The organism is Kastovskya adunca (assembly GCF_059505785.1).
This window is the reverse complement of record NZ_JCACLG010000021.1, coordinates 35,511-55,914: the sequence shown is the minus strand read 5'-3', so window position 1 is coordinate 55,914 and position 20,404 is coordinate 35,511. Positions and strand designations below refer to the sequence as shown.

The following is a 20,404-nucleotide window of genomic DNA, read 5'->3' as shown; positions in this document are numbered from 1 at the left end:
GATTAATAATAATTAGGCAATTTGCAGCGTACTGGGTTCAGGAATGGATTCACCTTCTGCTTGCCAAGCTTCCAAGTACATATCAATTACTTCTTCACCGTTACGAATTGCTTCCTCACGAGTTTTGCCATGAGTGCAAGGCATAACAACGCGATCTGCGCTAGCTCTTTCAGAGCCGCTCCGCTAACGCAGCAGCGCTTCGCTATCGCTAAACTCTGGAATCGTGACTAGGAAAAGCTGATCTTCATCAGACCATTGAACAATCATGCTGTATCGACTCATGAATCTTCATCCTTTTCAATCTCAAAATATTGCTTAGATCTAAAATCTAAAGCTCTGTGGTACATCACTATAAAATATTCCTCTAATTTTCTGTTGTACTGTTTATGCTGTTCAATAATTAGACTCAAGTCACCATCAATCAAAAAACGCTCAAAGAATAACCAACCTAATAAATGGGCTGTAGTTTGCACTCTAGGGTGAGTTAAGACTTCTTCCGCAAGATTTCTTGCATTTTTATCATCAGTTAAACAAGCCTGATAAGTCTTTTTTGCAAAAGCAATGGATGCCAGTTCTCCTTTACCAAGATTCTTGCGCTTCTGTAACACCTCGATTTCTTGTAAGTCTTCAATATCTAAGTGATAATTCTTAAACTTCCCATTCTGTATTTCTTGTCTTAATAGATTTTGCAGTGCAATATCTTCAGGTTTAACTTCTGTTCGAGGTTTGTATAGGCACTCATAATAAACGAAGTCAGTGCAGCAAAAAGAGCAGCCTACAGAATATGCTGTTGTACGAAGGAGTTGGGATGAAATTATATTCCAAATCGCGCAAGTATCAACGACATTAAACTTGTGAAATTTAGATGGGTCACGCTCAGTTGCCATACTTTAAACCTCTCCCATAGAGAGCTGCCATTGCATCTAGCTCACGCTCACTCACTAAGAGCATCTCTGCCAATCTACCTGCTGATATGACATCTTGTTCATATGCATCAAGGCAAAGACTGACGTAAAAAGTGGACAATCCTCTTTTCAATGATTGTTCTCGACGCTGACGAGAGCCTGGAGATAAATTTGCTGGCAACTCTGGATCGATTTTTCTATCTCCTGGCACTCTGACAGATTTAATTTGTGTTTCGATAGATTGTGATATGAGATTTGCATTTCTTAATGCAATTGCTAAAGCTTCGGTACTCACTTTCAGTCTGTTTGCCCAATCAATTGCTTTATCAGGAGTCCAGTTACTTGAGTCTGGAATATTATTTAGGAAATCTGGTGGCATGAGATAATGAGATGCAAATGTATTTGCTCTGACTTCCACAAGATTACTTTTATCCCCTGTAAAAGAAACAATAAAATCTTCTTCTTCATCTAAAATTGCATGAGCTGATTCATGAGCAGCCGTAAACCTTTGTCTGTATACATCTTCACTATAGTTAATCAAGATACATTTTCCAGCCGTAGGGTGTTTAATATATAAGCCAGAAATGTTTGAATTACCTAATTGGCGACGAAATATATGAAATCCTAAAGTGCGAAAATCCTCATAGATATCACTCCCTACTTGAATAAAAGAATAACCAAGGTGTTTTCTGAGCCTTGCGGCGGCTTTCTCACCATGACCTTTAAAGTAACTTCCAATTTTAGAAAAGCTAAAAGGTTTGTAGTCTCTTCTAGGAAGAGAGTTAAGCAAGAATTCCTCACATTCACATAAGAATAAAAACTCTTGTACAGCCCGACGATCTTCTTTGGAAAAATAATCGCCATGTCTTCTGTATAACGTCTCAGTTTGTTCAAAGGGAGCTACTTTTTCATTGGAAATGAAGAATTGGTAATCACATTGATAGTAGTCCGCTAGGATTAGAACCTCATCTCCTGTAGGTCGTCTTTCTGCACTTTCTAAAGCGGCTAGAGCTTGAGTTGATATACCTGTTACTGCTGAAACTTCGTCAAGAGAAGTTTTGAGTTGCTCACGATATTTCTTCAGTTTTGAACTAAATAAACTCAGATCAAATGTCATAGAGTAAAATCCTGGGAGGATTCTTGAGCTAAGATAACTCTACAAGGAGAGATGCGGTTGCTGCACAAATGAGGTCTGTTCTAGTGCTGCCAACCCTAAGGGAGCAACACAGCGATCGCTCACCCCATATTTCCAGTCAATAGGTCAGTCACTGCCAACCACAAGCCTGGAAACACTTGGCTTTGAATCACCCCGTTCTCATCAGCTGACAATGGAACAGACTCAGATGTAGAGAATTTGATTTTCCATTTCATCATCTGTGAAGACTTGTGCTAAAGCTAGGTGTGGTAAATTTCATACACTACACAGAAGCAATCTAACGACTGCGTTCAGCGGTGGTAAATAACCTTGAACTGCACATTAAAGGCTTGATTTTGTCTGCTGCAACGTGATTGTTAGATGGCATTGTCTCCCGACTGCGAACTACTGCGAACACGCTCAACAAATTCAGGATAGTTTTCCAAGTCCTCTAAAGACTGTAACGGTGGCATTTCAACCCAATTCGCCTCTGCATGTAACTTGTCTACGTAAGCATAAAACGCTTCTTGGTCATCCCGATGAGCCAAAACGTAGGCATGTAAATCTTTCTGACTCATTGCCTGAAAGTTAGGTTTGCTCATTGCACATACCTCCATCTGCCGTTGGGATATATCTCAATGATATTCTCCTCACCTGCCAAGAAGAAGACATTTCCTGTGCGCTCGTCCACACGAACAATATTTACAGGTAAGTAAAGTTTCGTAAACCAGCAGCACAAAACAAAGCACTGGGTTTTTTGTTCTGACGTAGGAATAATCTCTGCTCCTCATTACCTATCACCCCGCAGAATATTATCATCTTGTGTAAACTACTTCTTCAGAAGCATCGGATGGTTAATCTTGGAAGTTGGGGAGCTTATCTGTCATTTTTACTGGAGATTATTCCGAATACCAGAGTTATCCATCACCAAAGATATTATGTCGCACTCAGATGTCTAACTCTTTCATTTGGCTCTTTGTTAGTAAGTAGCAATTAAACAGACTCAAATTTCGTAATACTAGCGAATAAGGCAGCATAACACCGCTCTTGAAGAGAGTTTTACCGCATAAGAGCGATCGCCTGGACGAGTCTTCACCCGCACGCAAATCCTGGAACACATCTGGGGCTACGATTTCAATCCCAATACCAACGTTGTGGATGTGTGCGTTCAACGTATTCGTAAAAAAATTGACTCCATCGGTGGCGCGGGTTGGATCGAAAGCATTCGCGGCGTTGGCTATCGATTTCGCCAATCAGAGTCTTAGAGGCTGCTTCTAAAGTAATGTTAACTAGCTAGGTTGCCTAACGATTGGATAGATCCCCCCTAGCCAGGGTTAAAAAGGGGGGAACAAAATCTCTTGAAAGTCCCCCGTGATATCAAAGGCGAAGCAACATCTAGCTTCCCCCTTTTTAAGGGGGACGGGAGGGGGATCTCCAGGAATTTACAATTCTTTAGAGACAGCCTCTTACCAATTGGGGTGTAACAAGTGCGGCGTATAACTCAATACCAAGGCAAAGCAAGGGAGAATTCACGGAGCTGGTGAAGTGAGATTGTTTAGATAAGGTGTTGAGCTGAATCTCCCCTACTCCCTCTGCGTCTCATCTAAGACTGCAACAAATTTGCCCTAGCTTGATCGTAGGCTGCTCTTTGTTGCGGAGTAGCCGAACGCAAACATTCAGCATGGATGCGTTCCAAACTTTCCATATATTCCTGATTTTTGCCCAAAGTTGGATTGGTGCGTGTAGCGGCAACAAAAGCAAGTTGAGCGCGTAAGGGCAACTGATGGAATACTTCTAGGCGAACTTCCAGATTAGACATAGTTTTTTCCTCAATAACTCTGTTTTAAGAGTAGAAAATAGATGAAGAACTGTAAATGACTTAAGTTTACTGGATACCCCTGTCCGATGCTTTCTAACTTTTTGAGTAATTATTTAAAATGCTGCTTTCAGAACGCTTTACCGAGGCTCTGACCTTTGCCACCCAATTACATGCCGAGCAAATCCGTAAAGGAAGCGGAGTACCTTATGTTGCTCATCTGCTGGGAGTTGCCAGCATTGCCTTAGAGTATGGGGCCAATGAAGATGAAGCGATCGCCGCCCTTCTCCACGACGCCATTGAAGATCAAGGGGGTGACGCCACGAGAACAGAAATTCGCCGCCGTTTTGGAGACACCGTCACTGCCATTGTTGATGGCTGCACCGACGCCGACACTGACCCTAAACCCCCTTGGCGGCAATGCAAAGAAGACTATATCGCCCACATACCCACCGCTTCTGTATCCGTGCGGCTCGTTTCGGCTGCCGATAAACTGCACAATTCCCGCTCTATTCTCAAAGATTACCGGGTTTTAGGTGACGCCCTCTGGGAACGATTCAAAGGTGGTAAAGACGGCACTCTTTGGTATTACCGCTCTTTAGTTACCACGTTTTCTGGGGTTGAAGTTACGCCATTAATCGAGGAGTTAAGCCGAGTCGTTTCCGAACTCGAACAGCTAGTTGCAAGTTGTGATGCAGAGTGATGGGATGAATTGGCAACAGGCTGATCGATCTCTGATTGCCTAGCTAGTGAGCCGATTAATTTCAGTCGGAACTCCTTCGACGGATCTGCTCTTTGCTGATTTGAAAACCACTTTCTTTATTGACGGAGGTTATTTATTCAATTCAGGAAAGACGGCGAATTTGTTAAAGACGTACAAGCTGTTGCTCAACTTAACAATTCCCGCGAAGAAGCCGAACGTGCTATCCGATCCATATTTGAAGTACTGGAAAGGCACAATACTAGTAATTTCTTAGGAGCGAAGACGACATCTTTGCTCCTAAGAAACCTGTATTAGCTAATATCTAGGCAGTGTTTGCCCGGAAATAGTCTAAATTTCTGAACCACCGTGAGGGCTGGCACCGGAGGAGGTAACGCTATTGCGGAGGAAGGTTATTTGCTGCTCGAACTCGGCACCTTTTAGCGCTTCTAGCAGTTCTTTGGCTTTACCTTGCAGTTGGTAGTCGGGGGGCATGGGGACAATCGTGGTGGATTCCATGCCTTGTGCCAAGCGGTACCAGAACAGCAGCTTGGTGTTGTCGCTTAAAGAGCCGTATTCGCGGGAAATAGTATTGTCAGCGTTGTTGAGGAAGTCACGCTGAAGTTGGAGCTGCTCCTCGTGAGACTTTTCCTTCACTTGGTTGAACAGTCCTTCGGCAATTTCATCTCCGGCAGCTCCAGGAGCGGCGGGGGTGATGGATTTGCCCATTTCGGTGTAAACGAACCAAAGTAGAGCGAGTTGGTCGTCAACGTTCAGGTTTTTGAATTCTTGTAAGGCTTGGTCAGGGTTGTCTTTTAGATATGTCATAAATGCATACTCCTATGGATTTCAAGGGTTCAGAAACTTTTTTTATTGGCGGTGAAATTAAAACACGTTTGATTAATCCACTTAGTTCGTCGATATTCAGGTTCCGAACCAATGTCCATGGTGAACAAAATATTGAAGCTGTACCCCTGCAAGAAGGCATAAAGATTAAAAAACATGAAGAAAATTAAACCCTGCTAAAGATAGAGGTGAGTAACGGCAATTGCATAAGAGTTGTTAGGAGGAGTTAATTTAAAAGGAATTTTGACATGAGTAGACGTTTAGAAGGGAAAGTGGCGATTGTAACGGGTGCTGGAGCTGGCATTGGTGAAGCGATCGCGCACAAATTTGCCAAGGAAGGCGCGAAGGTTGTTGTCAGTGGACTTCCTGACGATCCAGTCGCAGACGTAGCCGCCGCGATCAAAGAATATGGCTCAGAAGCGATCGCCTATGCAGGTGATGTCTCAGAAGCCGCTCATGCTGAAGCTTGCGTCCAAGCCGCGATTACGGAATACGGCAAGCTAGACATTTTGATCAACAACGCCGGAGTCTTCCTCGCCACGGCAGAAACTCAGGACTACCCCCTGGAAGTCTTCGATCAAACCCTCCGCATGAATCTGCGTTCAGCATTTTTGATGACCAAGTATGCTCTCCCCCACTTACAAAAAACTAGGGGTAACGTCGTCTCGGCGGGTTCAGAAGCTGGCTTCAACGGTTTAGCGCAAAACACCCCCTACGGCGGAACCAAAGCCTGGATGCACTCCTTTATGAAAGGAGTTGCTGTCGAGCAAGCCAAGTATGGCGTCCGTGCTAACTGCGTCTGTCCCGGTGCAATCGACACCGCTTGGACGCACAAAGAAGACGGTCCCATGGACGCGCAGATGGAAGAAATGCTGATTAACGCCACCCCTATGGCGCGACGAGGTACTCCTGAAGAAATGGCAAATGTTTATGCCTTCATTGCGTCTGATGAAGCGAGTTATGTCACCGGGGCTTTATGGCTAGCCGATGGCGGTGTCACCGTAGCCAAAGGTGCAGTCGGACAACAAACCCCCGATGAATTCCGCAAAGCACCCCAGGGCGAACTCCGTCTGGATCATTCCAAAGAAGGATTGGAAAACAAAAACCTGCAAACCATTAAATAAGTGGCGTTTCAACTTCGCACCTGCAACCACTGACGATCAAGCCAGATTCCTATTTCATCCTTTAGGAGAGCCAGAGTAAAACACTACTGACTCTAAAGAGGGAAGAAAAGAACCTAGGGGATATCCATACTAAGGAGTCCTGTTCTCCTTGGGTGCTTGTCCCCTAATAAAGATGGGGAAGGAAGAACAATAACGATTCCCCTAGCCCCTTTTTCCAAAAGGGGGAGCGAAGTATTCTTGGCAACTGAACTCTAAGCGGTGACGAAGTGAAAAGTAAATGCTGATTTAAGGAAATAACTAATGACATCAAGAGAAGAAAACTTAAGCGATCGCGCCAATCGTCAAGAAACGTCAGGAGTCAGTGATACCGAACGTTGGGCATCATTGATTAGTGGCGGTGCGTTGGTACTAACCGGACTCCAACAGCGTTCCTTACGGGGGATACTCACTGCCGTAGCTGGTGGAGGCTTAGTCTATCACGGTGCGGCTGGGCAAAAAAGTATCCCAGATGCCGTCGGGCTGAACAAGAGCATCAAAGTTGAAAAGACGGTGACGATTAACAGATCCCCCGCAGAGCTTTATAGCTTCTGGCACAACTTTGAGAATTTACCCAGCTTCATGAAGCATCTCAAGTCAGTGACGGTAATCGATGCAAAGCGATCGCACTGGATTGCCAATGCACCTCTGGGTGCCAGTGTGGAATGGGATGCGGAAATTATCCGGGAGCAAGAAAACCATTTAATTGCCTGGGCATCTGTAGAGGATGGGGATGTTGATAACTCTGGTTTTGTGCGCTTTCAGCCGGCAACAGGGGGACGAGGCACCGAGATGAAAGTGGTGATGGAATACAACCTACCAGGAGGTGCTGTGACGGCAGCTCTTTCTACTCTCTTTGGCGAAAATCCGGAACAACAACTAGGAGACGAGTTAAGCCGTTTCAAGATGTTGATGGAAGCAGGAGAGATAGCGACGATCGAAGGTCAACCTTCTGGAAGACGTTAAAACTAACTATTTTCTGGTAAAAGAATTGAAGGAGAAAAAGACAACATAGAAACTGTTGTCTGCAAACTTCAAAAACAATCAATGAGGATTAAAGAATGAGTGGAATTATTTCTATTTTAAGAGGCATTCGCCTACACAAAATTTTCGCTGTTTTATTAGCAGTTAGCGCCTTTCTAGTAGTTCCTGCGTTTAGTGCCAGCCCATCCCTATATGCACGGGCGGATCAAAGCGCGTACACAGGTGGCGATCGCTACGCAGGTAGTGACTATGTAGATAAGGGCACTATAAAAAGAGTCCAACAAAGAGCCGAAGACCTGGGTGATAGTGAAGAGCGACCCATTGGTGATACAGGCTTAAAGAACCTTAAAAAACTGGGCGAAAATATTCCTGAGACTATAGGATTGAATGCTCGTCAGGGTTTCTTTGGTGGCGATCCCGACAACTTAGATAAAGATAATGTTGTGGACAACGCTAAAAGAGCCGTAGAAGGAACCAAGCGAGCTGTGCAAGACGCCGTTGATTAATTTTTAGTACGAGCTGCAATTGCAATCAGGGCAACGTTAGGCGTTGTCCTGAGATTTCAAAATTAGACATTAAAGGTGGTTTATGAACACAATAATTCTCTTTCTGCGCCAAGTCAGTTTATCAATGGCTAAAGTGGTTCACTTACGTCAGATTTTGACTGTTTTTTTAGCCGGAGTTACTTTCTTTGTGGGTGCGGCTTTTAGCAGCAACCTGCAAGCACAAGCGGCATCAATGACGCCAGAAGCTACCCAATACCAGGTAGATAACTCGGCGGCGGGTGCAAGCAATCAGTATCAGGCAAAACCAAAGTCTGACTTGGGAGATGCCTTGGACAATGTTCGCGAAAAGCTAAATCTTGACGAACCTGTCTATGAAGGGACAAAAGTGTTTGGCGAGCAAGTTAAAGAAAAGGTTAGAGAAACACTTGACGGGACAAAGCGGACTGTAGAAGACGCCACGTCTTAGATCAATATTTGACGTTTGATAATTCCCCATCCGTGCATCTTAATGTTTTAAAGGGTTTAGCTGCTAGGGGAGCGGTTAGTAGTATCTATGCCTCTGCTGACAAGATACGGATGGGGGCATTATCAAATTTTTTAGACAACAAGAGGAAAATATATGAATGATACAACTGTCAAAAAAGTGAGTGCCGAAGTTTCACCTCATGGTGAGATGGGACAAAAGTACCTTGTCTCTGGCAAAACTGTTTCCATGCGCCTGTGGGAAAATCAGGAACCTAATGAAGGGAAAGAAGCGGCAACACGGGATTATGAAACTGTTGGCTATGTAATTAGTGGTCGCGCCGAGTTGCACCTAGAAGGACAAATGATTTTGCTGGAATCTGGAGATTCTTGGCTAGTCCCAAAGGGCGCTTCTCACAGCTACAAAATCCTAGAATCGTTCACAGCGGTTGAAGCAACCAGTCCTCCGGCTGAAGTCCACGGACGAGACAACGGTTAAGCTAATTTAAAAGTTAATTTAGGTTGACATCACGCTTTTAGGGCGAAGCATTCATTGGTTAAATTATTGAGCCAATGACGAATGCTTCGTTTTTTATTTTTAGGTATATTTCTATACATAACTAAAGTGTAAACTTTTTATTTCTCAACATATTTTAACTTTTATACCACTAAAGATTGAGGCACGAAAAACATCGGACTCGATACCTTGGAAACCAATTGACACAATAATTTAAGTGTCAAGATGTAGTCGGTTTTAGAAAAGGCATTTATTACCTTATAAACCGATAAATTTACAGAATTCAGGAAACTTTTTCAAATGTTTTATCACAAAAAAAGGATGCAGTATTTCACTGCTCCAGAACAGCCGAATGCGGTCTATGCCAAAAAGCTTCAAGAGCTGATTGGTGGCCCCTATGGCGAGATGACCGTCATGATGCAGTATCTATTTCAAGGCTGGAACTGTCGGGGCCCCGCAAAGTACAAAGACATGATGCTGGACATCGGGACTGAGGAAATCGGGCACATCGAAATCCTGGGGACGCTGATTGCCCACCTTCTGGAAAAGGCACCTGTATCAGAACAAGAAGCAGCGGCTAAAGATCCAATCGTTGAAGGGATCATGGGCGGCATGAAAGCCGAACATGTAATTATGGAGACCATGAACCCACAGCACGCCATTGTCTCCGCTGGGGGAGCGTTGCCCGCTGACAGTGCCGGATATCCCTGGAATGGTCGCTATGTCACCGCTAGCGGTAACTTGATGGCTGACTTCCTCTCCAATGTCCAAGCTGAGGCACAAGGACGATTGCAGGCAGTACGGCTGTATGAGATGTCAGATGATCCGGGAGTAAAAGATACTCTGAGTTACTTGATCGCCCGCGATACGATGCACCAAAACCAGTGGCTGGCAGCAATTGAGGAACTGAAGAGCGACGGGCTGGAGGATTTACCTGTTCCTAGTTCTTTCCCGCAGTCCCAGGAGAAGCAAGAAGCGAGCTACCAGTTCTGGAACTTGTCGGAAGGTACAGAAAGCTCGGAAGGACGTTGGGCAAAAGGGTCAAGCCCGGATGGTAAGGGGCAATTTGAGTATGTAGAGAATCCTGAACCGCAGGGAACGGAACCCAATCTCCCTCAACCGAATCCGATACTGCACGCGACACCCAAACATCGTGGCTAAGGCTTTTGGGTAGAAGACTAGCATTTTTGCAGTGAGGCGATCGCTATTAAGAGTTAACTGCTCTCAAAAGGCGATCGCCTTTTGTTTAACGACGACGTGCTTGTAGTTTGCGGTAGACATCACGAATATCAACGTTGTGGTGAGCTAGAGCCACTAGGCTGTGATAGAGCAAGTCTGCAACTTCTCCAGCGATCGCGTCTTTGTCATCATCCTTACAAGCCATCACGACTTCTGCTGACTCTTCCCCAATCTTTTTAAGAATCTTGTTGTCCCCCCCAGCCAATAGTTTGCAGGTGTAGGAGGTGTCAGTGGGGTTGTCCCGGCGATCGCAAATTACCTCGAACACCTGAGACAGGGTATCAGCCGGGGGTGGTGCCTTGGTGCCATCGACTTGGTGAAAACAGCTCCGTTCTCCTGTGTGGCAAGCAATATCACCGATTTGTTCAATGCCGATCAGTAAGGCATCGCTGTCACAGTCATAACGTAGCGATTGCACTTTCTGAATATGACCGGAGGTTGCGCCTTTATGCCACAATTCACCGCGCGAGCGACTCCAATACCAAACTTCCCCGGTAGTGAGAGTCTTTTGCAGGGATTCTTGATTCATCCAAGCCATCATCAAGACGGTGCCATCAAGATAGTCTTGCGCGATCGCAGGCACCAATCCTTGCTCGTTGTAGCGAATGTCATCAAGGGGAATGGCTTGGCTAAGGGAAGGAGTTTCAGCAAGTGACATTAGGTTTACAACGCGTTGCACAGAGTTGGGGCAGTTACCAATTTGTATGGTAAAGCACTATTGACCATCCGCACTAATTCATTTCGCTCTCCCACCTAGGAGAAGGACGAACCCAGAACGTTGTAACTGTTGTGAGGGTGGGGCTTCAAGGCGATCGCGTTTGATTTTATTAGCAAACCTTAAGCATTCTTTAACTGAATCGCTCGTAAAGATTAACCTTTACTTATGTCATTTTTGCTAAATACTTCTTTTGCCTTGACTCCTTGTAATTTTTATCAATTCGTTTAAATTTAATTCAGATTAACTCCAAGCTTCGCCTGTGTCCGTACCCCTATTTGTAGATATAGTAATTCTATCTTGTGACAGATACACCCCGCTAATTATTTAATCAATATAGTTAGCCAGGACATCTTAATATTTCTTTGCTTGCCTCGTTATCAGGTTAAATCTGCTGCTCAAAACCAGCAACATTACCACACTATTCTTATATCTCATGAATAATTCCACGAAAAAGATAGGCTATCTACTGCTTGGCTATCCTAAACTTTCAGAAACGTTTATTCTCAATGAGATTTTAGAACTAGAAAATCAAGGATTATCTTTACAGATATTTTCTCTACGCCATTCCATTGACAAAAAGATTCATCTCGACGTTAAAAAAGTAAAAGCAAAGGTTACTTACATCCCTTCATTACACCCAAAGTTTATATTTAAAGACGCGGCTCGTTTACTATGGGCACATCTGAAACTCTTTTTGCAAAATCCCAAGCGCTATATTAATACTTTCCGGTTTCACCGATCTCGATCAGAAATCAAAAGTATCCACGCCAATGACTTTTTACAAGCTGGATATCTTGCACTAGACCTAAAAAAAGCAGGAATATCCCACCTCCACGCTCACTTTGCGGATATACCTGCTTCTTTAGCAGAAGTTGCCTATCGTTTTTGTGAGATTCCTTATAGCTTCACTGCCCACGCAAAAGACATCTATCTCTCTCCACCAGAGACTCTCGCACGGCGTATTAATGAAGCAAAATTTGTCTTGACTTGTACAAAATATAACCAGAAATATTTACAAGACATCTCCGGAAATAGTTCCTCAGTACATCTAGCTTATCATGGTTTAAATTTGAACCGTTTTCAACCAAGTCTAATGACAGAACCGGTAAAAAATGAAATGCCTTTAATTCTTAGCATTGGGAGATTTTGTGAGAAAAAAGGATTTCCCGATTTACTTAAAGCCTGTCATTTGCTAAAACAAAACGGTCATCAATTTCAGTGCGAAATTGTAGGCTATGGTTCTTTGCAAGACCAAATTGAACAGCTTATTACAAAATTTGGCTTAGATGATGTGGTGACGCTGGTGGGACAATTAACTCAGGATGAGTTAGTTGAGCTGTATCGCCAAGCGGATATTTTTGTGCTTGCCTGTCGAGTGGCGGAAGATGGCGATCGCGATGGCATTCCTAATGTTTTGATAGAAGCGATGGCAATGAAAACACCTGTCATTTCTACAAATATCTCCGCCATTGCTGAACTGATCGATCACCGCGTGACGGGTATTTTGGTACCGCAGAAAAATCCTCAGGCTTTAGCCAAAGAACTCGAAACCTTAATTACCCAGCCAGAATTGTTGCAGCAACTCCAGCAGGCAGGACGAGCTAAGGTCAGACAAATGTTTTCGACAACGAGAAATGTTAAGCAAGTGAAAGATCTGCTTCTAGAAGCCTTAGATGAATCAGCGCCAGCAAAAGTCGGAACTCCTCCACAAGAAGTGTCCGCCACCGCAACGAGACGCTCAAAGCCCATCAGCCGCTAAAGTCATTACCATCATTGGTTTCAGGGTGCATCTAATTGTGGTGTGTGCGATCGCTGGCACCAATCCTTGCTCGTTGTAGCGAATGTCATCAAGGGGAATGGCTTGGGTAAGGGAATGAGATTCAGCAAATGACATTTTGATTAGATTTAGGGAATTACATACCAACCCGAAGTCCGTTTCACCACTTGGGCTAGTTTGGCTACAAACCTACTTCTTTCTTCTCAATACCTGTTGCAACAGCAGTAGGTATAAGCCAGGTTTAGCATCGGTTCATTGTACCTTCTTTTAAAGAGACTTCTAATTGGTGACGTGTAAACGCTGACAGTGACTAGGGTTCAGCGATACCATGTCCTCATCGTCAACGCTTAAATGATTCAATCTCTGCAACCAAATTTGAGTGCAACCCAAGCTGCTATACAATCTTGCTGGATCGTCTATGGGTTCTGCCAAGCATGGACGAGGTATCCAGGGGGAAAAAGATGAAAACTGAGGGATCAGAGGTTTTTGTTTTTCCGGCATCGTTTGCCCAGCAGCGGCTATGGTTTCTCGACCAGTTGTTTCCAGGCAATACTTTCTACAATGTGTCCGCCGCCCTTCGCCTGACAGGTGTGCTCAACGCGGCGGCGCTGGAGGAGACGTTCAACGAAATTGTGCGTCGCCATGAAGCTTTGCGTACCACGTTTAGGATGCTTGAGGGGGAACCTGTCCAAGTCATCGCCCCGACTTTAACCCTACCCCTGTCAGTGGTAGATTTGCGGAGTGCCTCAGCAATTGAACAGGAAGCTGAAACTCGACGGCTGGCTATCGAGGAGCGATCGCGTCCTTTCGATTTGTCTCAGGAACCGTTACTACGAGTGATGCTGCTACAGCTAGCCGCTTCAGAACAGGTAATCTTGCTGAATCTGCACCACATTGTCTGCGATGGTTGGTCTATTGGCGTACTCATTCAGGAACTAGGAGCGCTGTACACCGCCTTTGCCAATAATAAGCGATCGCCTTTAGCGGAACTACCTATCCAATATGCCGACTTTGCCCACTGGCAACGCCAATGGCTACAGGGTGAGGTTTTAGAGGATCACTTAGGGTACTGGAAGCAGCAACTAGAAAATCTCCCCCGGCTGGATTTACCCACTGACCGACCTCACCCAGCGACTCCCACCTACCGAGGGACGACGCAATTTCTAGAGTTGCCGAAAAGCCTAAGCCAGCGACTAGAAGCACTCTCGCAGCGCCAAGGGGTGACTCTGTTCATGACCCTCCTAGCGGCATTCCAAACATTACTCTACCGCTACACACAGCAGACAGATATTGTCGTGGGTTTACCCATTGCCAATCGCAACCGCCGGGAAATAGAGGGGTTAATTGGCTTTTTTGTCAATAGCCTGGTGCTGCGTACCAACTTATCAGGCAATCCCCCATTTCTGGAACTGCTGGGCAGAGTCCGGGAGGTAGCGCTAGAAGCTTATGCCCATCAGGACTTACCCTTTGAGAAGCTGGTAGAGGAACTGCATCCAGAACGCACTCTCAGCCACCACCCCTTATTCCAGGTGGCGTTCAGCCTCCAAAACACGCCAATTGAGGCACTAAAATTGCCTGGGCTTACCCTGTCGCAGATGGACGTTGACAACCCTAGTGCCAAGCTTGATCTAGAGTTCCACTTGTGGGAATCGCCGGAAGGTCTTAGAGGACAGGTAGTATACAGCAGCGATTTATTTGATGAGGCTACCATTACCCGGATGCTGGGACATTACAACACCCTGCTGCAAGGTATTGTCACTAGTCCAGAGCAGTGCATCGGTGAATTGCCGCTGTTAACAGTAAGGGAACAGCATCAACTACTAGTGGAGTGGAATCACACCCGCCGAGATTACCCCCAGGAGCAGTGCTTTCATCAGTTGTTTGCAGCCCAGGTAGAGCAGACACCTGAGGCGATCGCTTTAGTCTTTGAAGACAAACAACTCACCTATTCCCAACTGAATATCCGAGCCAACCAACTCGCTCATTACTTGCAAAAACTTGGGGTAGTTCCCGAAGTTCTCGTCGGTATCTGCCTAGATCGTTCTGTGGAAATGATTGTAGGACTGTTGGGCATCCTCAAAGCGGGTGGAGGATATTTGCCCTTAGATCCTACCTATCCCCAAGAACGCCTTAACTTTATGTTGGAGGACGCTCAAGTATCCATCTTGCTAACTGATTCCCTGAATGCTGCACTTTTTCAAGGTTGGGGAGATCTCCAACAGGGAGGGACTATAGTTTGCTTGGACAAAGACGCGGAGATGATCGGTTCTACTCTTCGAGAACCCTTTTTGCGGGGCATAACTGCGATCGCTCAACCCAATCAGCAGAACCCCACCAGCCGCGTCACCGCCGATAACCTAGCCTATGTCATCTACACCTCTGGCTCCACAGGAAAACCGAAAGGCGTTCAGATTCAGCATCGAGGGTTGTGCAACTTAGCAAAAGCCCAAATTGAAATCTTCAACCTCAGCCCTGGTAAGCGCGTTCTGCAATTCGCCTCCTTAAGTTTTGATGCCTCAATCTTCGAGATCGTCATGGCACTTTTGACAGGAGCAACACTCTATTTAGCCAAAAAAGCATCCCTTCTGCCCGGACAATCCCTGATCGAGCTGTTGCGGGACAAGGCAATTACCCATGTGACGCTCCCGCCTGCTGTACTCACAGTTTTACCAACAGCCGAACTTCCTGCACTACAGACCATTATCGCCGCCGGAGAATCCTGTTCCCCAGACATAGTAAGGCGTTGGGCAGCTAATCGTCAGTTTTTCAACGCCTACGGGCCAACTGAAGCAACTATCTGGTCAATGGTTGCAGAAATCCCAGAGAACAGCACTAAGCCAGTCATTGGTCACCCTATTGCTAACACGCAAGTCTATATATTAGATGCCCAGCTACAGCCTGTACCGATTGGAATTAGGGGCGAATTGTACATTGGCGGCGATGGACTAGCGCGAGGTTATCTCAACCGCCCGGAGTTAACGGCTGAACGCTTTATTCCTAATCCTTTGAGAAAGGCAGAAGTCAAAGGTCAACCGGATGAAGCAGAAAATTTACTTCAGACTTCCTGGAATACGCCCCCCTGGGAGCTAAGACTTGATTCTGCAAACCGTCTTTATAAGACGGGTGACTTGGCTCGTTATCGACCAGATGGCAATATCGAGTTTTTAGGTCGCATGGACGATCAAGTCAAGATTCGCGGCTTCCGCATTGAGTTGGGAGAGATTGAAGCAGTGCTGAGTCAGCATTTGGCAGTGCGGGAGACGGCGATCGTTGCTAGAGAAGACGTACCTGGTACTCAGCGCTTAGTGGCTTATGTGGTTCCCTCCCAGGAGACATCATTAATGCTAGGAACGCCAGGATTTGCCCCTGCACTGCGACAATTTTTAAAAGAGAAGCTCCCTGAGTACATGGTGCCCTCAGCTTTTGTGGTATTGGAGTCGCTACCGCTAACCCCTAATGGCAAAGTAGACCGTCGTGCTTTACCTGCACCTGACTGGCTTCAGCAACCGAGGGAAAAAGTTTTTATTGCTCCTCGGACTCCCACACAGTTAACATTGGCAAAAATTTGGGCGGAAGTCCTTCACCTAGAGCGGGTGGGGATTGATGACAACTTCTTCGACTTGGGAGGAGATTCACTGCTGGCTGTACGCTTGGTGGAGCAAATACACCAGCAGTTTCAGCAGGAGTTGCCACTGTCTACGCTGTTCTTGAATCCCACGGTTGCAGCCTTAGCTAGCACTCTCAGCTCAGAAACCGATCTGCCTTGGTCGCCATTAGTTCCTATTCAGCCTGCTGGTTCAAATCTACCTTTTTTCTGCGTCCATCCCATCTTTGGGGTTGTCTTTCCCTATTATGAATTGGCGGCTCATTTGGGGGCAGACCAACCTTTTTACGGGTTGCAACCCCTCGGCATTGATGGAAAACACCCTCCCTTAAACCGTGTCGAGGATATGGCGGCTTACTACATTAAGGCATTGCGGGCAGTGCAGCCGGAGGGGCCCTACTCTCTTGGGGGGTGGTCTTTTGGGGGTTTGGTTGCTTTTGAGATGGCGCAACAATTGCAAAGGCAAGGGCAGCAAGTGGCTCTACTAGCTGTGCTTGATACTCTGGCACCCGTCTCTGGGAATAAACCTTCTTTGTGGGCGGGTTGCAAGTTTTTGATCACTACAGTGGGGCAGTCTATATGGCCTTTTGTCCTAGATTATTTTTATCTATTGACTACTCCTAATCAGCCTCAAAGCGATGCGGCTCAAGGGGATCGGTTTGGCTGGCGCAATGCCTTTGGTTTTCCCCTATTCCGGCGCGTTTTTCAACGGATGGGAATTAATCGCTCATGGCAGTCCCTCTGGGGACGGGCGGCTTTATCTAGCCTCATTCCTCAATCACAAAAACGGCAGATATTACGCGAACGTTCCATTCGCCCGCTGTTTCCTGTTTTTCAGGCTAATAGCCAAGCAACTCTCAGCTATGTGCCGCAAATTTATCAGGGCAAAATTACTCTCCTGAGGGCAACCACTCAGGTGAGCGGGACTGATGGCGACCCAACTCTGGGATGGAGTCAGCTAACGATGAAGGAGGTAGACGTTCATCTGGTTGCTGGTAATCACCTGACTATTTTGAAGAAACCCCATGTTCAGGTGCTTGGCGAACAGTTGAGGCGATGTCTGGAGAAGGGAACTAATACTAGGGCAAACACATCTTATTGAGCCAAAACCTTAGCGAGATAGGCATTGTTCCAACTTGCCTTCGACGTGCGACCAATATGTGTAAGTTTAGAGATATTCTCTAAATAATAACCTGGAAGCGAGTCAACGTTTGCCGCACTTTCACTGTTAGAGGTAGCAAGAACGATACGCTTAGGTTGCAAGAAAGATTTATGGTTTCAGTTTTGTGGATAAAGAGAGACTGTCAACGATGTTTTACAAGCTTTGCAGATATAGTGAAATTTTAGGTATGTGTTTATTTCTTTAGTTTATTAAACAAGTATTCTTGAAAAATATGGTGATTGACGATAAAACAAAATATAAGTTTCCAACATTTCAAGCGATATATTTTCCTTGGAATTAAATAAAAAACCTAACTCATCTTGAATTTCCTTTGCTTTAGAGTTTGGCAAACGCGAATCAATGTGCAATCGTTCCTTAATTGTTAAATCCGGTACGTTGATTCGTCGCGGCTCTTTCCAATCTATATTACTAAGTTCCCATTTATCTATATTTGTTTGATTAAGAAATTCTTGATTTTTAGCGCTCTCAAGTAGGATGCCTGTCACTGTAAGCATTTGTTGTCCATCTGCATATGAAAAAGCACTTAGAGGTTGAAAATAAATATCAGATTTTCCTACCATTGCTAAGTTAGCCGCATACTTTAGAACAAGACAAAGTGCCTCTGGAAACCTCTTTTCTGTCATCATGTTTGCTGTTACATCAGCCAAAGGAAAAATATCTCCTAACATTGTGTTCAATTTATTGATTCTCGAAGCTTGCAGCTCAAAGGAATTCATTCCTTTATGAGATGCAACATAAGAGGCTGGATGAGAATTGACAGTTATTTTAATAATATCGAGTGGCTCTAGCTTGTTAATAGTAGCCTGGAATTCCTCAATCTGCTTTCGTAGGTCAGATGGTCTAACGTAATCTAGCCAAATGATAGTTGGATCTGTTCTTTGAAATTCGTTTATAAAGTCGTCGCTAGATTGCTGAATACAATCAATACAGTTGTGAGGCTGGTTAAATTTCTGCCTATTGTAGACTTCTGTATCTTCTTCTATAGAGATCATATTGCCTATTCCAAATCGAGAATGAATATATTTGAAGTCCTCCAAAGAATGCCCACCAAAGCCTATATATTTGTAATGAAAAACATCACAATCTGAATACTTATCTATTTTTGATAGTAACTCCAAAAATGCATACCTATCAATTGCTTTGTTAGGTCGTAAATGATAAGGAATTGATGCCCCACTCATTGTCTAGCCTCTCTCAAGATTTTTTCAAAGCATTCATTACCAACCTCTGAAGGTTCACGCTCAGAGTCTTCAAATAAGTACTCAGCAACTATTGCGATCTCTTTTTCATGTCTGGAAAATTTTATACTTTTTGTATTGGATTTACTATTTTGGATTTGTGGCATAGGTAGAGAAGGAACATACTTTCTTTCATGACTTCTATGTCTAACTTTTATCCACTCTTGACTTGGAATCTCTTGAAAAAGTTTATTGGGGTCAACAAGCTGGGCTTTCTCTACTCTTGCCTTTTCTTCAACAATATTTGTTTTCCACTTGTTAGTATACGACGTAAATAATTTAAGCCCTTCTCGCATAAAGTCCTTGACATACAAATAGATATCAGAGGATGAATCTATACCTCTTTTAGTAGTCGTAATTGGCAATTTTCTCGCCTCTTTACTGCGAAAGTATACAACCCCTGAAATTGCAATAAATTGAGGATGATAACTAGGAACTTTCTCCTCTCCCCAGCCAGTCAAACGAGTTTTATCGCAATAGAGTACGACACGATCATTGCAGACAATAGTCCAACCTGCTGCTTCACTACTTCTCCTATTACCTACCATCTCATCATTCACTTCCTCTTCACTAGCCGTAGCTCTATAAAAACCAATTGCCAGTTTAATTTCAACTCCATCTTTATCTAATTCATAAAGGTAGGGAGCAATAGTACTTGATTTGTCCATCTGCTCAACACCATCCCAGAGAAGATCTAAAGGCTTGGGAGTAACTTTTACTTCATTGATCCAGACTGTGAAACCTTTGTGAAGGATATAACTGTAATGATGAGAAATTTTATGTACGAGAGAATTACTTAGCGTAGATTGCTGTGAAGAAAATGCCTTAATAATACTAGGATGTAAATCAGATATTTTGATTAACGTCCCATTGTGATTTAAAGTAGATTCAATTAGTTTAAATGGCAAGTTCCAATCCTTATCATTAGTTAACCATTCAGGATGAATAGTAACTTTAAAAGAATCAGTGTTTGTTTGCGATGTTACTTCGCTTGAGCCTCCCATTTTGAAGATTGCTCTTTTCATTCCAATGCCATAAGTCCCGATCGTATAAACGTCATTATCGACATTATTATTAGGTCTTCCCATCCTAAAAGCATAGCTTCTAGCCACCTCTAGTGGTATACCACCGCAATTATCCTCAATTATGAAACTTTCGTTTGAGAAGGTTAGTTTTGCCCAAAAATTTTTATACGGCTTCTCGGAAGGATGATTATCTTTAATAGTTCGTTGTATTCCATCAATACAATTATCTAAAAGATCAAGAATTGCATCTTCAAGTTCAATGTCGCGAGTAAGCATCTCTACAAAAAAGCTTTTTGTAGGTGATGCGTTTAGTTCATCTGGTCGCTTTCGCTCGTTAGGTAACGTCATGTCTAATCCTTCACTGATTTTTATTCAGTAATTGAAAAACTACCTCAATTCCACTAGAGACGAGATCAGCTCTTCCAATCGAACTCAGAGGGTTTACTTACGATTGTGATTAAACCGGACTTGGTTGGATGCTTGAACTGGCGATGACTGCCCCTAGTTCTTGCCAGATTATCAGCCATCCTGTTCTATTAGCTTAATCACGTCCCTAACTTTCATGCTGAGCCTCTAGCACCATTGCACC

19 protein-coding genes and 3 pseudogenes are annotated in these 20,404 nt (G+C 44.4%); 10 read left to right on the top strand and 12 right to left on the bottom strand.

The genetic code is table 11. The features are described 5' to 3' along the window. Positions 1 to 12: 12 nt before the first annotated feature. From AC5JR3_RS06935 to AC5JR3_RS06915, 5 genes and pseudogenes are all read right to left on the bottom strand, one after another. Positions 13 to 282 (bottom strand): annotated as a pseudogene (locus AC5JR3_RS06935) (type II toxin-antitoxin system HicB family antitoxin). Next, entirely contained in the window at positions 279 to 887 is a 609-nt protein-coding gene (locus tag AC5JR3_RS06930; protein ID WP_495844341.1) for a hypothetical protein, read from the bottom strand. Before AC5JR3_RS06930 ends, AC5JR3_RS06935 begins: the two are co-directional and overlap by 4 nt. After that, the gene (locus tag AC5JR3_RS06925) at positions 877 to 2,022 is read right to left on the bottom strand and encodes an ImmA/IrrE family metallo-endopeptidase (protein ID WP_495844339.1); all 1,146 of its coding nucleotides are present in this window, start codon (positions 2,020 to 2,022) and stop codon (positions 877 to 879) included. The genes AC5JR3_RS06930 and AC5JR3_RS06925 overlap by 11 nt, the downstream gene beginning before the upstream one ends. A 395-nt stretch (positions 2,023 to 2,417) precedes the next feature. Continuing rightward, positions 2,418 to 2,642 (bottom strand): DUF6887 family protein, encoded by a 225-nt coding sequence (locus tag AC5JR3_RS06920; RefSeq protein ID WP_495844338.1) that lies wholly within the window; start codon positions 2,640 to 2,642, stop codon positions 2,418 to 2,420. Then, the gene (locus AC5JR3_RS06915; protein WP_495844751.1) at positions 2,639 to 2,815 is read right to left on the bottom strand and encodes a DUF6888 family protein; all 177 of its coding nucleotides are present in this window, start codon (positions 2,813 to 2,815) and stop codon (positions 2,639 to 2,641) included. The genes AC5JR3_RS06920 and AC5JR3_RS06915 overlap by 4 nt, the downstream gene beginning before the upstream one ends. A 298-nt stretch (positions 2,816 to 3,113) precedes the next feature. Here AC5JR3_RS06915 and AC5JR3_RS06910 point away from each other — a divergent pair. Beyond that, positions 3,114 to 3,305: pseudogene (locus tag AC5JR3_RS06910) on the top strand (winged helix-turn-helix domain-containing protein); the annotation flags it as partial. A gap of 338 nt (positions 3,306 to 3,643) precedes the next feature. Here the strand turns inward: AC5JR3_RS06910 and AC5JR3_RS06905 are convergent. Next, positions 3,644 to 3,859 carry a hypothetical protein gene (locus tag AC5JR3_RS06905; RefSeq protein WP_495844335.1) on the bottom strand — a complete coding sequence of 72 codons (216 nt, stop codon included), beginning with the start codon at positions 3,857 to 3,859 and terminating at the stop codon, positions 3,644 to 3,646. Positions 3,860 to 3,980: 121 nt separating this feature from the next. On the opposite strand from AC5JR3_RS06905, the gene AC5JR3_RS06900 reads away from it, so the two are divergent. Beyond that, positions 3,981 to 4,559, top strand: a complete 579-nt coding sequence (locus tag AC5JR3_RS06900) for an HD domain-containing protein (protein ID WP_495844749.1) — start codon at positions 3,981 to 3,983, stop codon at positions 4,557 to 4,559. 348 nt (positions 4,560 to 4,907) lie between these two features. Here the strand turns inward: AC5JR3_RS06900 and AC5JR3_RS06895 are convergent, their stop codons facing one another. Beyond that, positions 4,908 to 5,384: an orange carotenoid protein N-terminal domain-containing protein gene (locus AC5JR3_RS06895; RefSeq protein WP_495844334.1), complete on the bottom strand. Its 477-nt coding sequence runs from the start codon at positions 5,382 to 5,384 to the stop codon at positions 4,908 to 4,910. Between the two features lie 266 nt (positions 5,385 to 5,650). Here AC5JR3_RS06895 and AC5JR3_RS06890 point away from each other — a divergent pair, with 266 nt between their 5' ends. The 6 genes from AC5JR3_RS06890 (at position 5,651) to AC5JR3_RS06865 (ending at position 10,192) form a co-directional block, all read left to right on the top strand. After that, the gene (locus tag AC5JR3_RS06890) at positions 5,651 to 6,526 is read left to right on the top strand and encodes an SDR family NAD(P)-dependent oxidoreductase (RefSeq protein WP_495844332.1); all 876 of its coding nucleotides are present in this window, start codon (positions 5,651 to 5,653) and stop codon (positions 6,524 to 6,526) included. Between the two features lie 300 nt (positions 6,527 to 6,826). Next, entirely contained in the window at positions 6,827 to 7,528 is a 702-nt protein-coding gene (locus tag AC5JR3_RS06885; protein ID WP_495844331.1) for an SRPBCC family protein, read from the top strand. A gap of 95 nt (positions 7,529 to 7,623) precedes the next feature. Beyond that, positions 7,624 to 8,052, top strand: coding sequence for a hypothetical protein (locus tag AC5JR3_RS06880; RefSeq protein ID WP_495844329.1), 429 nt, complete (start codon positions 7,624 to 7,626; stop codon positions 8,050 to 8,052). A gap of 82 nt (positions 8,053 to 8,134) precedes the next feature. Beyond that, positions 8,135 to 8,518 carry a hypothetical protein gene (locus tag AC5JR3_RS06875; protein WP_495844327.1) on the top strand — a complete coding sequence of 128 codons (384 nt, stop codon included), beginning with the start codon at positions 8,135 to 8,137 and terminating at the stop codon, positions 8,516 to 8,518. 153 nt (positions 8,519 to 8,671) lie between these two features. Next, a complete protein-coding gene (locus tag AC5JR3_RS06870; protein ID WP_495844325.1) occupies positions 8,672 to 9,013 on the top strand; it encodes a cupin domain-containing protein in 342 nt (113 codons plus the stop codon). 318 nt (positions 9,014 to 9,331) lie between these two features. Beyond that, positions 9,332 to 10,192: a manganese catalase gene (locus tag AC5JR3_RS06865; RefSeq protein WP_495844323.1), complete on the top strand. Its 861-nt coding sequence runs from the start codon at positions 9,332 to 9,334 to the stop codon at positions 10,190 to 10,192. Positions 10,193 to 10,277: 85 nt separating this feature from the next. Here the strand turns inward: AC5JR3_RS06865 and hisIE are convergent, their stop codons facing one another. Further along, positions 10,278 to 10,928, bottom strand: coding sequence for a bifunctional phosphoribosyl-AMP cyclohydrolase/phosphoribosyl-ATP diphosphatase HisIE (hisIE, locus tag AC5JR3_RS06860; RefSeq protein ID WP_495844321.1), 651 nt, complete (start codon positions 10,926 to 10,928; stop codon positions 10,278 to 10,280). A gap of 493 nt (positions 10,929 to 11,421) precedes the next feature. Here hisIE and AC5JR3_RS06855 point away from each other — a divergent pair, with 493 nt between their 5' ends. Further along, on the top strand, positions 11,422 to 12,747 hold the full coding sequence (locus AC5JR3_RS06855; RefSeq protein ID WP_495844319.1) for a glycosyltransferase: 1,326 nt from the start codon (positions 11,422 to 11,424) through the stop codon (positions 12,745 to 12,747). Here the strand turns inward: AC5JR3_RS06855 and AC5JR3_RS06850 are convergent. Beyond that, positions 12,727 to 12,882: a hypothetical protein gene (locus tag AC5JR3_RS06850; protein WP_495844317.1), complete on the bottom strand. Its 156-nt coding sequence runs from the start codon at positions 12,880 to 12,882 to the stop codon at positions 12,727 to 12,729. The two genes, AC5JR3_RS06855 and AC5JR3_RS06850, sit on opposite strands and share 21 nt — an antisense overlap. Positions 12,883 to 13,226: 344 nt before the next feature. On the opposite strand from AC5JR3_RS06850, the gene AC5JR3_RS06845 reads away from it, so the two are divergent. Beyond that, positions 13,227 to 17,471 carry a non-ribosomal peptide synthetase gene (locus AC5JR3_RS06845; RefSeq protein ID WP_495844316.1) on the top strand — a complete coding sequence of 1,415 codons (4,245 nt, stop codon included), beginning with the start codon at positions 13,227 to 13,229 and terminating at the stop codon, positions 17,469 to 17,471. Between the two features lie 269 nt (positions 17,472 to 17,740). Here AC5JR3_RS06845 and AC5JR3_RS06840 read toward each other — a convergent pair whose 3' ends face one another. The 3 genes and pseudogenes from AC5JR3_RS06840 to AC5JR3_RS06830 all read right to left on the bottom strand — a co-directional run bounded on the left by AC5JR3_RS06840 (position 17,741) and on the right by AC5JR3_RS06830 (position 20,379). Beyond that, the gene (locus tag AC5JR3_RS06840; protein ID WP_495844314.1) at positions 17,741 to 18,733 is read right to left on the bottom strand and encodes an O-methyltransferase; all 993 of its coding nucleotides are present in this window, start codon (positions 18,731 to 18,733) and stop codon (positions 17,741 to 17,743) included. Beyond that, positions 18,730 to 20,163, bottom strand: coding sequence for an ATP-binding protein (locus AC5JR3_RS06835; protein WP_495844312.1), 1,434 nt, complete (start codon positions 20,161 to 20,163; stop codon positions 18,730 to 18,732). The genes AC5JR3_RS06840 and AC5JR3_RS06835 overlap by 4 nt, the downstream gene beginning before the upstream one ends. 65 nt (positions 20,164 to 20,228) lie before the next feature. Further along, a pseudogene (locus tag AC5JR3_RS06830) lies at positions 20,229 to 20,379 on the bottom strand (type II toxin-antitoxin system HicA family toxin). Between the last annotated feature and the right edge of the window lie 25 nt (positions 20,380 to 20,404).

Coding starts and splice junctions, on each gene's coding strand:
- AC5JR3_RS06880 (WP_495844329.1), top strand. CDS start 7,624: ATGAGTGGAATTATTTCTATTTTAAGAGGCATTCGCCTACACAAAATT.
- AC5JR3_RS06850 (WP_495844317.1), bottom strand. CDS start 12,882: ATGTCATTTGCTGAATCTCATTCCCTTACCCAAGCCATTCCCCTTGAT.
- AC5JR3_RS06865 (WP_495844323.1), top strand. CDS start 9,332: ATGTTTTATCACAAAAAAAGGATGCAGTATTTCACTGCTCCAGAACAG.
- AC5JR3_RS06930 (WP_495844341.1), bottom strand. CDS start 887: ATGGCAACTGAGCGTGACCCATCTAAATTTCACAAGTTTAATGTCGTT.
- AC5JR3_RS06875 (WP_495844327.1), top strand. CDS start 8,135: ATGAACACAATAATTCTCTTTCTGCGCCAAGTCAGTTTATCAATGGCT.
- AC5JR3_RS06885 (WP_495844331.1), top strand. CDS start 6,827: ATGACATCAAGAGAAGAAAACTTAAGCGATCGCGCCAATCGTCAAGAA.
- AC5JR3_RS06840 (WP_495844314.1), bottom strand. CDS start 18,733: ATGAGTGGGGCATCAATTCCTTATCATTTACGACCTAACAAAGCAATT.
- AC5JR3_RS06905 (WP_495844335.1), bottom strand. CDS start 3,859: ATGTCTAATCTGGAAGTTCGCCTAGAAGTATTCCATCAGTTGCCCTTA.
- AC5JR3_RS06845 (WP_495844316.1), top strand. CDS start 13,227: ATGAAAACTGAGGGATCAGAGGTTTTTGTTTTTCCGGCATCGTTTGCC.
- AC5JR3_RS06835 (WP_495844312.1), bottom strand. CDS start 20,163: ATGACGTTACCTAACGAGCGAAAGCGACCAGATGAACTAAACGCATCA.
- hisIE (WP_495844321.1), bottom strand. CDS start 10,928: ATGTCACTTGCTGAAACTCCTTCCCTTAGCCAAGCCATTCCCCTTGAT.
- AC5JR3_RS06895 (WP_495844334.1), bottom strand. CDS start 5,384: ATGACATATCTAAAAGACAACCCTGACCAAGCCTTACAAGAATTCAAA.
- AC5JR3_RS06925 (WP_495844339.1), bottom strand. CDS start 2,022: ATGACATTTGATCTGAGTTTATTTAGTTCAAAACTGAAGAAATATCGT.
- AC5JR3_RS06870 (WP_495844325.1), top strand. CDS start 8,672: ATGAATGATACAACTGTCAAAAAAGTGAGTGCCGAAGTTTCACCTCAT.
- AC5JR3_RS06855 (WP_495844319.1), top strand. CDS start 11,422: ATGAATAATTCCACGAAAAAGATAGGCTATCTACTGCTTGGCTATCCT.
- AC5JR3_RS06920 (WP_495844338.1), bottom strand. CDS start 2,642: ATGAGCAAACCTAACTTTCAGGCAATGAGTCAGAAAGATTTACATGCC.
- AC5JR3_RS06890 (WP_495844332.1), top strand. CDS start 5,651: ATGAGTAGACGTTTAGAAGGGAAAGTGGCGATTGTAACGGGTGCTGGA.